Below are 14,545 nucleotides of genomic sequence, written 5' to 3'. Positions count from 1 at the left end.
CATCCGACCGCTGGAGTAAGCCCCGATGGAACTCGACCGCTACCTCGCCGACCTCGGCCGTGCCGCCCGCCAGGCCGCCCGCGCCATGGCCAAGACCTCGACCCAGGCGAAGAACGCCGCCCTCCTTGCCACGGCCGAGGCGCTGCGGCGCCACCGCGACGACGTGCTCGCGGCCAACGCCGCCGATCTCGCCGCCGCCCGCGAGGCGGGACTCTCCCCCGCGCTCATCGACCGCCTCACCCTGAGCGAGAAAGGGTTGGATACGATGGCCGAGGGTGTAGCCCAGGTCGCGACGCTGCCCGATCCCGTGGGCGAAATCGACGAAGTCAAGCGCCGCCCCAGCGGCATCCAGGTCGGCAAAATGCGCGTACCCCTGGGCGTGATCGGCATCATCTACGAGGCGCGCCCCAACGTCACGGCCGATGCCGCCGCCCTATGCCTCAAATCCGGCAACGCCGCCATCCTGCGTGGCGGCAAGGAAGCGCTTCGCAGCAACCAGGCGATCGAGCGCTGCATCCGCGCTGGGCTCGAAGCGGCCGGGCTGCCGCTTGCCGCCGTGCAGCTCGTCGAGACCACCGATCGCACGCTCGTCTCCCGCCTCGTCGCCTCGCCCGAGCTCGTCGACGTCATCGTCCCGCGCGGCGGCAAGGGACTCATCGAAGCCGTGATGAAAGATGCCCGCGTGCCGGTCATCAAACACCTCGACGGCAACTGCCACGTCTATGTCCACGCCGCCGCCGACCCGGCCAAGGTGCTGCCCATCGTCGAAAACGCCAAGACACACCGCTACGGCGTATGCAACGCCGCCGAGACGCTGCTGATCGACGAGGCGGTGGCCGAACGCCATCTCCCCGAGATCGGACGCATGTTCGCCGGGCATGGCGTCCAGATGCGCTGCTGCCCGCGCGCGCTCACCCTTTTGCAGCGCCACGGCCTGCCCACGGAATTGCTCAAAGCCGCCACCGAAGACGACTGGCGCGAGGAATACCTCGCTCCCATCATCGCCATCCGCGTCGTCGCCGACCTCGACGAAGCGATCGAGCACATCGAACGCTACGGCTCACATCACACCGACGCCATCCTCACCGAAGACTACGGTGCCGCGATGCGATTCCTGCGCGAAGTCGACTCCGCCTCGGTGATGGTCAACGCCTCCACCCGCTTCGCCGACGGTTTCGAATACGGGCTCGGCGCCGAGATCGGCATCTCCACCGACAAGATCCACGCCCGCGGCCCAGTCGGACTCGAGGGCCTCACCAGCCAGAAATGGATCGTGCTCGGACAAGGCGAGATCCGGCGCTGAACGAGGCAGCCGAGCGGCTCGCGCTGGCGCTGGAAGCCTCGCTCGACGCCTTCGTGCAGACTCTTTGGCTCGAAGAAGGGCTCGCGCCGGCCACGCTCGCCGCCTACCGCAGCGATCTCGGCCAATTCTTTCTCTGGGCTCAGCGCGCCGGGTTCGACCCGCGCGAGGCGTGCAGCGCCGAGCTCCTCTCCTATCTCGCCGACTTCAGCCGCCACAACAAGGCCACCAGCCAGCGGCGGCTGCTCGCGAGCTGGCGGCGCTATTACCGCTGGCTGCTGCGTGAAGGCCAGATCGCCCGAGACCCCACCGCCACCCTGCAGCCGCCGCTGCTGCCGCCGCGCCGCCCCAAGACGCTCACCGAAACGGACGTAGAACGCCTGCTCGCCGCCCCCGACGTCACCACCCCGCTCGGGCTGCGCGACAAAACGATGCTCGAAGTGCTCTATGCCACGGGACTACGCGTGAGCGAACTCGTGGGCTTGCAGACACACCAGATCGAGCGCAACGAAGGCTGGCTGCGCGTGCTCGGCAAAGGCAGCAAAGAGCGGCTCGTACCGCTGGGCGAAGAAGCCACGATATGGCTCGAACGCTATTGGCACGAAGCGCGCCCCCTGCTTCTGAATGGAAAACGGGAAGAGACCCTGTTTCTCAATCGCCGCGGCGAAGCCATGACGCGGCAACGCTGCTGGCAGATCATCAAAGAACATGCCATTCGCTGTGGCATCGCTCCCGAACGTCTTTCCCCCCACACCTTGCGCCACGCCTTTGCCACCCATTTGCTCGATCACGGGGCCGATCTGCGCGCCGTACAATTACTTCTAGGACACGCCGACATTTCCACCACGCAAATCTACACCCACATCGCCCGCGCCCGCCTGGAAGCCCTTTATCGTCGCCATCATCCCCGTGCATAAAAAGACGGTTTCAAAAAAGAAAAAATTGGCTATAATGGCGGCTTCTTCCACTTCATTCGAAAAACATCATGGATCTCACCTCGCTCACGATCGAAGAACTGGAACAACTCAAAAAAGACATCGAACACGAATTCGAACGGCGCCGCCGTGAAGCCCGGGCGCAGTTCAAAGCCCGCGTGGCCCAGCTCGCCAAAGAAATGGGCATCTCGCTCGACGAAGCCCTGGGTCTGCTCAAAGGCGAGAAAAAAGAACGGGATTCGAGCAAGAAACCACCGAAATACCGCCACCCCCAAAATCCCGACATCACCTGGAACGGCCACGGCCGCGCCCCGAAATGGTTCAAAGAATGGATCGAGTCGGGGCGTTCCCCCGAAGAACTCGAGATCAAATGATCTCCTGCTGAGTGCGATCCGCCGGCCACCGCCGGCGGTCATCTCGTTGCCTCTTTCTCCCGCTGGCGTTCCAGCACGATTCCCACGTTCCGCACTTCCGGGCGCACCCCAATCTTGGAAATCTTCAGGCGAATCCAGGAAGCACCGAATTCCGCAAACAGCCTCCCGATCAAGTACTCCCCAAGCCGCTCGAGCAAGTGGAAATGACGCTCGCCCACTGATTCCTTGATCCGGTCGATCACTCGAGCGTAATCGATCGTCGTCGCCAATTCATCGCTTCGCCCGGCCTCGGGGCTCAAACCGAGCTGCACATCGATCATCAAGGTCTGAGGCGCTGCCTGTTCGCGCGCATAGACACCCACCCGCGCCTCGACCCGCAAGCCCTCGATGAAAATGCTGTCCATTTCTTCTCCCTTCTTCGCCGTTGCAACACCCCGGTCAAAGCTGGGGTAAACTAAGGCACTTTTACCCGGATCATCGCACGATGCCCAAGATCCTGCTTCTCGTCCTGATGGGCTACGCGATCGGCTCGATTCCCTTCGCCATCGTCGCGAGCCGCCTCTTCCGCCTGCCCGATCCCCGATCCTACGGCTCCGGCAATCCCGGCGCCACCAACGTGCTGCGTACCGGCCACAAGGCCGCGGCGCTCTTCACGCTCGCAGGCGACGCCGCCAAAGGCTGGTTCGCCGTCTGGCTCGTCCAACGGATCGGGGCGGACGTCACGACCGCCGCGCTCGCCGGACTCGCCGCCTTCCTCGGGCACGTCTATAGCCTCTTCCTGCGTTTTCGTGGCGGCAAGGGCGTCGCCACGGCCCTTGGCGTCCTCGCCGGACTGCAGCCGGCGCTCGCCCTGGCCGCTGCCGGCATTTGGCTCGTCGTCGCCTTCGTCACCCGCTACTCCTCACTCGCCGCCCTCACCGCCGCGGTTGGCGCCCCATTCCTCGCCTTACTGCTCGGCCTACCGCGTGACGTCGTCTTCGTGATCGGCGCCATGTCGGTCGTCCTCTTCTGGCGACATCGACGCAACATCCGTCAGCTGCTCAATGGCACCGAACCCAAATTCGGCCGTGGACGGCCCCAACGCAAGCCCCCCGCCGATCACCCCTGACGAAGCCCCTCCAGCGCCCAGCGCGGATGCACCTCGATGCGCCGATCCCATTTCACCGAAGCGCCCGCCTCCAGCCGTAGCGCCGCCGCAAAAGCGATCATCGCCCCGTTGTCGGTGCACAGCGCCACGTCCGGGTAGAACACCGCAAATCCCTGCTCCGCACCGGCCACGGCCAGCGCTTCGCGCAGCCGACGGTTCGCCCCTACTCCCCCAGCCACGACGACCCGCGACAACCCCGTGGCGCGTACCGCTGCCACCGTCTTCGCCACCAACACGTCGACCACCGCCTCCTGGAAAGAAGCCGCCAGATCCGCCGCGTACTCGGGCCGCCAGTCGGGCGATCCCACTTTCAGCGCCACGGCGGTCTTCAGGCCACTGAAGCTGAAATCGAGCGTCGGTGCATGCAGCAAGGGGCGCGGCAAGGCAAAGCGCGCAGGATCTCCCCGCTCGGCGAGCGCCGCCAACGCCGGCCCGCCCGGATAGCCCAGGCCAAGGAGTTTTGCCGTTTTGTCGAACGCCTCCCCGGCCGCATCGTCGATCGTCTCGCCCAACAGACGATAATCCCCCACCGCCCGCACCGCCATCAACTGCGTATGCCCGCCCGAGACGAGCAAGGCGAGGAAAGGAAACTCGGGCCGCGGCTCGGTGAGAAGCGGCGAGAGCAAATGCCCTTCGAGATGGTGCACCGGTAAAGTTGGCTTATTCAAGGACAATGCCAGACTCTCTGCAAAACTCGCCCCTACCAGCAAAGCGCCCGCCAGCCCCGGCCCCGCCGTATAAGCGACGACGTCGAGCTCCGACCAGTCGGTCTTGCCTGCCGCCAGCACCTCCCGCACCAGTGCCGGCAAGCGGCGCACGTGGTCGCGCGAAGCCAGTTCCGGCACCACGCCCCCGTAGGTAGCATGCATCCGTGCCTGCGTATGCAGGCAATGCGCGAGCAAGCCGTACGACGTATCGTAGAGCGCCACGCCCGTCTCGTCGCACGAAGACTCGATCCCGAGAATACGCACGCCCCGCCCTCACACAAAAGGGAAAATTGTACCGTCGTTCGCCTCGTACGCGAAAATCGCCTTGCCAGTCATTTTCCCAACCTCTATAATGCGGGTTTTCGTATCATCCATTCGAATCGAGGATCGAGATGCCCGGTATCCGCGTCAAAGAAAACGAACCCGTCGAAGTCGCCGTGCGCCGTTTCAAGCGTACGGTCGAGAAAGCCGGTATCCTCACCGAGCTGCGCAAACGCGAGTTCTATGAAAAACCCACCGCCGAGCGCAAGCGCAAGCGTGCCGCCGCGATCAAGCGCTACCAAAAGCGCCTGCGCAGCCAGATGCTGCCGCCCAAAATGTATTGATGGTGTGCACACCGGGGCGGCGTCTCGCGTCGTCCCCTGTTCCACCACCCCTGCCGTGACCTCCTTCGCCGTCCGGCACCTCCTCCGTTCGAGTACGCCGATCGCCCGACGTCTTTCGTTGGCCGTCCGGCCATGATCCCGCGCGACTTCATCGACGAGCTGCTCGCCCGCGTCGACCTGGTCGACGTCGTCGGCAAACGCCTCAAACTCAAGAAATCCGGCGCCAACTACTTCGCCTGCTGCCCTTTCCACGGCGAAAAGACGCCCTCCTTCTCGGTTTCGCCCGCCAGACAGTTCTACCACTGTTTCGGCTGCGGCGCCCATGGCACCGCCATCACCTTTCTCATGGAGTACGAGGGGCTGGGCTTCGTCGACGCGGTGGAAGCGCTCGCCGCCGAAGCCGGGCTCAAAGTGCCCCGAGCCCAGGGTGCAATCTCGGCCGCCGAAGCCGCCCAGCAAAAGAGCGAGCGCCAGCTCCTGCTCGAACTGCACGCCAAAGCCGCCGACTTTTACCGCCGCAGTCTCGAGCGCAGCCCCAAAGCCCGCGCCTACCTCGAGCAGCGCGGCATCCTGCCCGCCACGGCCGAACGCTTCGGTCTGGGCTACGCCCCCTCCGAATGGCAAGCCCTTGCCGCCATCTTCCCCCATTACAGCGAACCGCTCCTCGAGAAAGCCGGCCTCGTCATTGCCCAGCCCGACAGCGGCAAGCGCTACGACCGCTTCCGCGACCGGCTCATCTTCCCCATCCACGACCGCCAGGGGAAAATCATCGCCTTCGGCGGACGCAGCCTCGACGGCGGCGAACCCAAATACCTCAATTCCCCCGAGACCCCCCTCTTCGAGAAAGGCCGCACTCTCTACGGCTTGGCGCTCGCGCGCGACGGTATCCGCGAAGCGGGCTTCGCCCTGGTCACCGAAGGCTACATCGACGTCATCATGCTCGCCCAGCACGGCCTCACGAACGCCGTCGCCGCGCTCGGCACCGCCACCACCGCCGAGCACGTCCGCACGCTGCTCGCCCTCACCGACCAGATCGTCTTCTGTTTCGACGGCGACGCAGCCGGCCGCCGCGCCGCCTGGCGGGCGCTGGAAAACTCCCTCGAAGCGCTCAAGGACGACAGCCGCCTGCGCTTCGTTTTTCTCCCGCCGGAACACGACCCCGACAGCTTCGTCCGTGCCCATGGCGCCGACGCCTTCCGCGCCCTCATCACCGATGAAGCCAAACCGCTCACCACTTATCTCTTCGACGAACTCACACGGGACGAAGACCTGCACACCGCCGAAGGACGCGCCCGGCTCGCCCACCTCGCCAAGCCCCTGATCGGCCAGATCCGCGCCCCCATGCTGCGCCTGCAGCTGGAAAAGGAGCTCGCCTCGCGCACCGGCATCGCCGCCGAAACCCTGCACGAGTGGATTCCGCCGGCCGAAACCGCGTCCCCCTCGTCCCGCCCCGCCGCCCGCCGCCCGCGCCTTGCCGCTCGCCGCGCCCCCTTGCCGCTCGCCGCCTTGTTGCTACGCCTGCTCATCACGCACCCCCTGCTCGCCAGCCGTCTCTCGGTCGGCCTGCTGCCGCTTGAAGACCCCGAACCCGAATGGCGCGCCTGCGCCGCGATCATCGACGCCATCGACGTCGGCACGCTCGACGCGCACGCCACGCCGGCCGTCCTCGTCGAACACTTCCGCGCCAGCGAACACGAGGAAGTCCTCGCCCGCCACGCCGCGTCCCTGCTCGAAGAAACGCTCCCCTGGGAAGACCCGGAAGCCACCCTCGCCGACATTCTGCACACCCTGCGTCGCCGCAGGCTCGAGCGCGAAATCGAGGCCCTCATCGCTCTCAGCCGCCAGCGCAAACTCACCCCAGAGGAAACCGTGCACCTCGGCGAACTTTTGCGTGAAAAAAACCGTCTCACCTCCGTCGGCACTTCGGGGGCAATTCCCATGCCTCAACCTCCATAGCGATCACCCCCTGCCGATGCTATCCTGACCGAAAACGGCACGCCAAAGCGTGGCGAGTCGTTTATAATTGTTAGTTTTTCCGGGAAAAACACGCTGCTGCCATGGCTCAAACTCCCAAGAATTCCCCCAAGCGCAAATCCTCCAAACGCGCCAACCCCAAGGCGGAGAGCGCCTTCATCGAAGCGGTGGCCGCCAACCATTCCCCGGCCGATGCCGAGAAGCGCCGCACCCAGATCAAGGCCCTCATCGCGCTCGGCAAGGAACGCGGCTACCTCACCTACGCCGAAATCAACGACCATCTGCCCGACGACATCGTCGACTCCGAGCAGATCGAAAGCATCATCACCACCTTCAACAACCTCGGCATCCAGGTCTTCGAAGAAGCCCCCGCGCCCGAAGAGCTGCTCATGGCCGACGCCCCGACCGTGGGCGGCGCGGATGACGACATCGAAGAAGAAGCCGAGCAGGCGCTCTCCTCGGTCGACTCCGAATTCGGCCGCACCACCGACCCCGTGCGCATGTACATGCGCGAAATGGGCTCGGTCGAGCTGCTCACGCGCGAAGGCGAGATCGAAATCGCCAAACGCATCGAAGAAGGCTTGAAGAGCATGGTACAGGCCATCGCTGCCTGCCCGCTCACCATCGCCCACATGATCGAGACCATTGGCAAGATCGAGCGCGACGAGATGCGCATCGACGAGGTCGTCGACGGCCTCATCGACCACGAAGACCTCGCCCCGCTTGCCGCAGAAGACACGGAAGCCGAAGCGTCCCCCTCCGACGTCGACCTCGAAGCCATCGAAGAAGAAGACGCGGAAGTCGATGAAGATGCCGCCGCCGAAGACGACGACACCACGGCCCAAGGAGAAGAGCTGGACGACGAGAGCGACGAAGACCGCGCCGCCCGTATCCAGGCCGCCAATCTCGCCGAGCTCAAACGCGGCGCCATGCAGCACTTCGAGCGCATCCGCACGCTCTACGCCGAGCTCGACCGCGCGCTCGAAGCCTACGGCAGCGAAGATCCACGCTACACGGCGCTGCGCGACCAGATCGCCGGCGAACTGCTGCACATCCGCTTCACCGCCCGCTACATCGAACAGCTGTGCGACGTCATCCGCTCCATGATCGAACAAGTGCGCCAGCACGAACGGGCGGTGGCCAAGCTGTGCACCGAGATCGGCACCATGCCGCGGGATTACTTCATCAAGGTCTTCCCCGAGCACGAAACCGACCCCGACTGGATCACCCGCGAGATCGAATCCGGCAAACCCTGGTCCGAATCGATGGTCAAGATTTATCCCTCCGTGCTCGAGGAGCAAAACCGCATCCGCGAGATCGAACAGCGCGCCCGCGTGCCCCTCAAGGAGCTCAAGGACATCAACAAGCGCATGTCCATGGGCGAAGCCAAGATGCGCGCGGCCAAGCGCGAAATGATCGAAGCCAACCTCCGGCTCGTCATCTCGATCGCCAAGAAATACACCAACCGCGGCTTGCAGTTCCTCGACCTCATCCAGGAAGGCAACATCGGCCTGATGAAAGCCGTGGACAAATTCGAATACCGTCGCGGCTACAAATTCTCCACCTACGCCACCTGGTGGATCCGGCAAGCCATCACCCGCTCGATCGCCGACCAGGCCCGCACCATCCGCATCCCGGTGCACATGATCGAGACGATCAACAAGATGAACCGCATCAGCCGCCAGATCCTGCAGGAGACGGGCGAAGAACCCGACGCCGCCGAACTCGCGCGCCGCATGGACATGCCCGAGGAGAAGATCCGCAAGATCCGCAAGATCGCCAAAGAACCCATCTCCATGGAGACGCCCATCGGCGACGACGAGGATTCGCATCTGGGCGAATTCATCGAAGACACCTCCGTGCTCGCCCCGGTGGATGCGGCGCTCATTGCCGACCTGCGCGAAGCCACGCGTGAAGTGCTCGAAACCCTCAATCCGCGCGAAGCCAAGGTACTGCGCATGCGATTCGGCATCGAGATGAACACCGACCACACCCTCGAAGAAGTCGGCCGCCAGTTCGACGTCACCCGTGAGCGCATCCGCCAGATCGAAGCCAAGGCCCTGCGCAAACTGCGCCACCCCACCCGCTCCGAGCGCCTGCGCAGCTTCCTCGACAGCGAAGTCTGAAGCACCTCACCGCCTCGACCCCGCCACTGTGGGCGGGGTTTTTCATGCGATAATTTTCGCTGTAGGGCCCATAGCTCAACGGTTAGAGCAGCGGACTCATAATCCGTTGGTTGCTGGTTCGAATCCAGCTGGGCCCACCAATAAAATCAACGAGTTACCGATTCATCGTCATACTCGAAAGTCTGCCGTGTACGTGCGGTGTACCTCGCGGGTAGGGAGAGGACGGTTGAACCCTTGGTTCGCTTCGATCACTCTCGCTGCTACTTCGTACCGCACCAGCATCCCATTATGAGCCCCCCTCTTGCACGCGTGCACGCAATGCTTTATAGTTGTACAATAAATCGCACAATAGAAACAGGACTCTCGTCATGCGCGTAGTGAATTTCTCTGAGGCACGAAACAACCTTAAAAAGGTGATCGATCAGGTCATCGACGATGCCGACTACACGGTCATCACACGCCGGGATGCCCCCGATGCGGTGGTGATGTCGCTGGAAACATTCAACGGCCTGATGGAAACTGTCCATCTGCTGAAATCGCCTGCCAATGTGGCACACCTGGCACGCTCGATCGAGCAGTACCGCCAGGGACAGGTGAAGCAGCAGGACCTAGTCGATGCCGAGTGAAGACAAGCTACTGAAGCTCACCTGGACCCTGGCCGCCTGGGAGGATTACGAATACTGGCAAAGCCAGGACCGCAAGACGCTCAAGCGCATCAATACCCTGATCAAGGACTGCCTGCGCCACCCATTCGAAGGCATCGGCAAACCCGAACCTCTCAAGGAAACCCTTTCGGGCTTCTGGTCGCGGCGCATTGACGATACCCACCGGCTGGTCTACTGCGTGGATGCACAGGCCCTGGTAGTGATTGCTTGTCACCACCCACTTATTGCTCTATCCCCTGGGGCATGCCGCGTCCCAATCCCATGGGCAACCAATCACCGCCCAAACCGATACGCCTCGAGCCACTCCCCGAGGTGATCCTCCAGCATCCACCCCTCGCGCACCCACTGCTGCAGCGCGTCGCCTTCCTTCTGCGCCGCGTCCAGATCGTGGATGCGGGCGCGGATCGCCTCGAGCCAGGCGTCCGGCCGGTTGGGCACGCGCGTCACCGGCGCGCCGCGATACGGCAGCACGTCCGAGCACACCACCGGCCAGCCGAGGATGCCATACTCCAGAATCCGCAAATTCGACTTGCACTCGTTGAAGCGATTCACCTCCAGCGGCGCCACCGCCAAGTCCAGGTTCAGGCTCGCGAGTTTGGCCGGATACTGCTCGAACGGCACGAAGGGATGAAACTCCTTCACGAAGGGGCGAAGCTCCTCCGGACACATGCCGAAGAAAACCCAATCGCACTCCCCGCTCGTCGCCTCCACCACCTCACGGATCAGCGCCAAGTCGCCCGCGTGCTGCATCGCCCCGGCCCAACCCACGCGCGGCCTCGGCCCCACGCGCCGCTGCGACTGCAAACCATTCCACACCCAGCCCGGCAGATAATTCGGGATCAGGCGCACCTCGCGGGCGTACTTCTCGATCGCCGCGCGGATCGGCTCGGTGGTCACCACCACCCGGTCGGCCGTGCGCACCACCCGCTTCATCTCCCCCGGCGTGTTGCGATGCTCATAGACCTCGCTCTGGCGTGGAATCTCGCTGATGAGATCATCGAGATGCAGCAGAAACGGAATGCCGGCAAGCTCCCGCACCTGCTGCACCGTCTCCAGATGATCGCTCAGCTCCAGGAACGCGCTCGCGGTGAACACATCCGGCTTCGCCCGCTCCACCTCGACGAGCAAGGGAATGCGCGTCTGCCGCACCCCCGGCGCGTGGATGAAACTGCGCTCCACCGCCCTCGCCTGCCATAGCCCCTCCAGCGGCTGCTTGATGCGGTACTCGATCACCCCGCTCAACTGCTCCCACCCCAGCACCCGCACCTTTTCCGTGGGCAGACGCGGATCCCAATTCACCACGATCTCCGACTCCACCCGGTAGTCGCGGTGCGTCAGGCTCAAGTGCCGGTTGTAGGCCGGATCGCGCGCGAGCTGCGGCAACCACTTGCGCAGCATCGCCTCCTGCTCCTTGCCGAAGCGCTGCTGCGCCTTGCGCGCCTTGGCCGGCTCCGCCGCCTCCTGCTGCTGGCTCACGCTGCCGTGATGCACCAGCACCACGAAGGGCGTCCACACAATCTTGTAGCCGCGCTCGCGCACTTTCAGGCACAAGTCGACGTCGTTGTAGGACACGCGAAACGCCTGCTCGTCCAGCCCCTTTACCTCCTCCCACACCGACTTGCGAATCAAAAGGCAGGCCGCCGTCACCGCGGAAAGATCCTGATCCACCAACGCCCGGTTCATGTACCCGCCGTCGGTGAGCCCCAGAAGACCGAGATACGGATGCTCGGCAATGCCGCCTAGCCCCAGGATCACGCCCACGTGCTGCACCGTCGGCGGCTGCGGGAACATCAGCTTCACCCCCACGATGCCCACGTCCGGCCGCTGCCCGTAGGCCACCATGCGCTCCAGCCAATGCTCCTGCAGCACCACCGTGTCGTTGTTGAGCAGCAACAAATACTCGCCGCTCGCCTCGCGCGCGGCCAAATTGCACATCGCCGAGAAATTGAACGGCTTGGGATAAGGCAATACCCGCACGCCCTCAGCCCTCAGGCGTTCCAGATACGCGCACGCTTCCGGCTGCGTGCTGCCGTTGTCCACCAGCAGGATCTCGTAGTCGGGATAATTCGTCTTCGCGCGAATGCTCTCGACGCAGGACTGGAGATAATCCGCCTGGTCTTTCGTCGGAATGACGATCGACACGCGCGGCTGCCGCGGCCAGTGATACACCACCCGCCAGGTGCCCGGCACGTACCCCTCCGCCACCTCCGCGTCCAACGCCCGGCGCGCCAGATGCGCCGCCAGCGCCTGTCGGTGCGCCGGCTCATCCACCCCCTCCTCGCGCCCCGCCGGCACGGAATAGAGCACCTCATCCACATGCCCGATCGCCTCCTCGCCGAAAGCATCGAGCACCCGCAGCGCCAGATCGTAGCGCCACGCCTCCCCACACTCGCCCCATCCGCCCACCGCTGCGAATGCCTCGCGCTCCACCCACAGGCACGGACCCAGATACGGCATCGAGCGCAGCAAGTCGAGATTGACGTCCGGCCGGAAGAGCGGATCGCGCCGCGTGCCGTCCGCCTCCACCGTGTCCGAATCGCCATACATCAGGCGCCACCGCGGAAACGCCAACGCATGGCGCACCAGCTGCTCCACCCCATCGCCCGCTAGCCGCACCCCGGGCGCGATCACGGATACCCAGCCCGACTCCACCGCCGCCAGCTCCTCTGCGAGCGCCGCTCCCATCCCCTCCGCCGACTCCACCGCTCGCCAGCGCAACATGGGCAACTCCGCCCACATCGCATCCGGCGCCGGCGAGTCGGCCACCACCACCAGCCGCCACAAAGGCGCCGACTGCACGCCCAGGCTGTCGAGCGTATCGGCCAGGAGCGGCAGGTCGGAAGCTGGACAAGGGACGACGAAGGTGAAGGTGGGGCTATCGGCGGGGAGGGGATCGTCGGGGTGGAAGGGGGTGTGGTGGCGGGTGAGGTAGGTGGTGTAGAGGTCTGGAGGTTCTACGCCCGGTTCCCATGTGTCAGATGGAACTGCATCATCACCTCCCTGCAAACTACGCAACATCTGTTCTCTACCCTGAGCGACTTCCGGATCACCGGAACAAGTCAAGATAGTTGTCGCCTGATTCATGCAATCACCTGCCTTCTATTTCAGCTTGGGTAGAGTCCCGAACGACGCTGTCCCGTTCCGGGTTGAGCGTGACGGCCCCGATCGGTGTCCAGTCCCGTGTCTGCCCGGACCAGCGTGCCGGGTGACGTTCGCGGGCTTGCAGATAGGTCTGGTGCCGTGCCGCCAGGATCGCGTGGTCTTCCCCTGCATGTCGCTGGGCGGGGGTGACGTAGCGCAGGCCGCTGTGGCGATGCTCGACGTTGTACCAGTGCACGAAGTGCTGTCCCCACTGGCGGGCTTCGTCCAGGCTGGCGAAGCCGCGCGCCGGGAATTCGGGGCGGTACTTCGCCGTTTTGAAGAGCGATTCGACGAAGGCGTTGTCGTCGGACACCCTGGGGCGAGAGTATGAGGGCTTGATCCCCAGCCAGTGCAGCATCGCCAACACCGTGGTGGCCTTGAGCGTGCTGCCGTTGTCGCCGTGCAGCACGGGTTTTTCCGGCAGGGCGTGGAGGCCTTCGGCCAACGCGGTGCGCTTGAGCAGGCTCACCGCGTGTTCTGCCTCATCGGTGGCATGAATCTCCCAGCCGACGATCTTGCGGCTGTACAGATCCATGATCAGATACAGGTAGAACCACTGCCCCTTCACGTGGGTGGGCAGGTAGGTCATGTCCCAGCACCACACTTGTCCGGGGGCGCTGGCTACGTGCGTCGTCGGCGCTCGCGTGCGCTGCGGCGCACGGCTGCGCCCACGGTGACGGGTTTGTCCGTGGGCACGCAGCACGCGCTGAAAGCTCGATTCGCTGGCAAGATAGACGCCCTCGTCGGCCAGCGTGGGGACGATGCGCGCCGGGGGTTGGTCGGCGAAACGGGGCTCGTTGGCCAACGCCTGGATCCTCGCCCGTTCTTCGTCGCTGAGCGCATGCGCCGGCTGCGCACGCTTTGCCAGGGGCCTGCGGTCCCCCTGGCGCAGTCCTTCCTGCGCTTTCCAGCGCTGCAGGGTGCGCAGCGTCATGCCTGCGACCTCGCAGGCCGGGCGTAGGCGCGCGCCGGCTGCGTGTGCCTCATCGATGTGTCGGACCAGTGTTTGGCGATCTTCCAGGCCGATCATGCGTCCTCGTCCTTGGGGAAGATCGCTTCGAGCTTTTTTGATAGCACCAGCAACGCTGCCGCTTCGGCCAGCGCCTTTTCCTTGCGGCGCAGGTCGCGCTCGAGTTCCTTGATGCGACCCCGCTCGGCCTTCTTCTCCCGCAGAGCCTGCCGTGCGACTTCCTCGGGCTCATCGAGCGCCTGCAGGGCGGCGGTGCGCCATTGCTCGAGCGTCTGGGGATACACGCCATGCTCGCGGCACCAGGCCCCTTTGCTCGCCTCGTCCATCGCGGCGGTCGAGAGCACCGCTTCGAATCGGGCCCCCGCACTCCAGCCCCGCTCGCCAACGGGCTGGGAGAGCGCCTCGGCTCGCCAGCGCGCTAGCGTCGCAGCTGAAATGCTCAGCTCTCGCGCCAGCGTCTGCACCGCGACACTTTCTGGCGGCAACAGCCGTGCAACCGCCCTGTCCTTGAAGGACTGTCCGTATCTGGCCACTTCGTTCTTCCTTTGTCGCCCTCTGGTTTCAGGATCTATCGAGACGACAACTATTCTGACACAGAGGG

The 14,545-nt window shown here is 64.6% G+C and carries 13 protein-coding genes and 1 tRNA gene; 10 read left to right on the top strand and 4 right to left on the bottom strand.

The genetic code is table 11. The annotated features are described in order from the left end of the window. Positions 1 to 25: 25 nt before the first annotated feature. The 3 genes from H607_RS0105750 (at position 26) to H607_RS0105740 (ending at position 2,609) form a co-directional block, all read left to right on the top strand. On the top strand, positions 26 to 1,303 hold the full coding sequence (locus tag H607_RS0105750) for a glutamate-5-semialdehyde dehydrogenase (protein ID WP_028874634.1): 1,278 nt from the start codon (positions 26 to 28) through the stop codon (positions 1,301 to 1,303). Then, positions 1,267 to 2,217, top strand: coding sequence for a site-specific tyrosine recombinase XerD (xerD, locus tag H607_RS0105745; protein WP_037989786.1), 951 nt, complete (start codon positions 1,267 to 1,269; stop codon positions 2,215 to 2,217). Before H607_RS0105750 ends, xerD begins: the two co-directional genes overlap by 37 nt. A gap of 68 nt (positions 2,218 to 2,285) precedes the next feature. Next, positions 2,286 to 2,609: an H-NS histone family protein gene (locus tag H607_RS0105740; protein ID WP_028874632.1), complete on the top strand. Its 324-nt coding sequence runs from the start codon at positions 2,286 to 2,288 to the stop codon at positions 2,607 to 2,609. Positions 2,610 to 2,647: 38 nt separating this feature from the next. Here H607_RS0105740 and folB read toward each other — a convergent pair whose 3' ends face one another. Then, the gene (folB, locus tag H607_RS0105735; RefSeq protein ID WP_028874631.1) at positions 2,648 to 3,013 is read right to left on the bottom strand and encodes a dihydroneopterin aldolase; all 366 of its coding nucleotides are present in this window, start codon (positions 3,011 to 3,013) and stop codon (positions 2,648 to 2,650) included. A gap of 80 nt (positions 3,014 to 3,093) precedes the next feature. Between folB and plsY the strand changes: the two genes are divergently transcribed. After that, entirely contained in the window at positions 3,094 to 3,717 is a 624-nt protein-coding gene (gene plsY, locus H607_RS0105730) for a glycerol-3-phosphate 1-O-acyltransferase PlsY (protein WP_028874630.1), read from the top strand. Here the strand turns inward: plsY and tsaD are convergent. After that, entirely contained in the window at positions 3,708 to 4,727 is a 1,020-nt protein-coding gene (gene tsaD, locus H607_RS0105725; protein ID WP_028874629.1) for a tRNA (adenosine(37)-N6)-threonylcarbamoyltransferase complex transferase subunit TsaD, read from the bottom strand. The two genes, plsY and tsaD, sit on opposite strands and share 10 nt — an antisense overlap. Positions 4,728 to 4,855: 128 nt before the next feature. Between tsaD and rpsU the strand changes: the two genes are divergently transcribed. The 6 genes from rpsU to H607_RS13110 all read left to right on the top strand — a co-directional run bounded on the left by rpsU (position 4,856) and on the right by H607_RS13110 (position 10,149). Further along, the gene (gene rpsU / locus H607_RS0105715) at positions 4,856 to 5,068 is read left to right on the top strand and encodes a 30S ribosomal protein S21 (RefSeq protein WP_028874628.1); all 213 of its coding nucleotides are present in this window, start codon (positions 4,856 to 4,858) and stop codon (positions 5,066 to 5,068) included. Positions 5,069 to 5,200: 132 nt separating this feature from the next. Then, on the top strand, positions 5,201 to 7,024 hold the full coding sequence (dnaG, locus tag H607_RS11940; protein WP_051240706.1) for a DNA primase: 1,824 nt from the start codon (positions 5,201 to 5,203) through the stop codon (positions 7,022 to 7,024). A 101-nt stretch (positions 7,025 to 7,125) separates the two neighbouring features. Further along, complete coding sequence (rpoD, locus tag H607_RS0105705; protein WP_028874627.1) at positions 7,126 to 9,168, top strand: RNA polymerase sigma factor RpoD; 2,043 nt, start codon at positions 7,126 to 7,128, stop codon at positions 9,166 to 9,168. Between the two features lie 64 nt (positions 9,169 to 9,232). Next, positions 9,233 to 9,308, top strand: a tRNA-Ile gene (locus tag H607_RS0105700). 228 nt (positions 9,309 to 9,536) lie between these two features. Continuing rightward, entirely contained in the window at positions 9,537 to 9,794 is a 258-nt protein-coding gene (locus H607_RS0105695; protein ID WP_028874626.1) for a type II toxin-antitoxin system Phd/YefM family antitoxin, read from the top strand. Continuing rightward, entirely contained in the window at positions 9,784 to 10,149 is a 366-nt protein-coding gene (locus H607_RS13110; protein ID WP_281168735.1) for a Txe/YoeB family addiction module toxin, read from the top strand. Before H607_RS0105695 ends, H607_RS13110 begins: the two co-directional genes overlap by 11 nt. On the opposite strand, the gene H607_RS11935 is transcribed toward H607_RS13110, so the two are convergent. Both H607_RS11935 and H607_RS0105680 read right to left on the bottom strand, forming a co-directional pair. After that, positions 10,107 to 12,851 carry a glycosyltransferase gene (locus H607_RS11935; protein ID WP_051240705.1) on the bottom strand — a complete coding sequence of 915 codons (2,745 nt, stop codon included), beginning with the start codon at positions 12,849 to 12,851 and terminating at the stop codon, positions 10,107 to 10,109. The two genes, H607_RS13110 and H607_RS11935, sit on opposite strands and share 43 nt — an antisense overlap. Positions 12,852 to 12,921: 70 nt before the next feature. After that, positions 12,922 to 14,477 (bottom strand): IS3 family transposase gene (locus H607_RS0105680; RefSeq protein WP_088178290.1). Its coding sequence is split into 2 segments (ribosomal slippage): positions 12,922 to 14,045 and positions 14,045 to 14,477, totalling 1,557 coding nucleotides; the frame shifts between segments, so codons are not numbered across the junction. Positions 14,478 to 14,545 lie beyond the last annotated feature (68 nt).

Origin of the sequence: Tepidiphilus margaritifer DSM 15129, assembly GCF_000425565.1 — a bacterium.
In the GTDB taxonomy this organism is placed as follows: domain Bacteria; phylum Pseudomonadota; class Gammaproteobacteria; order Burkholderiales; family Rhodocyclaceae; genus Tepidiphilus; species Tepidiphilus margaritifer.
The sequence above is the reverse complement of the archived record's forward strand: the minus strand, read 5'-3'. Positions and strand labels throughout refer to the sequence as shown.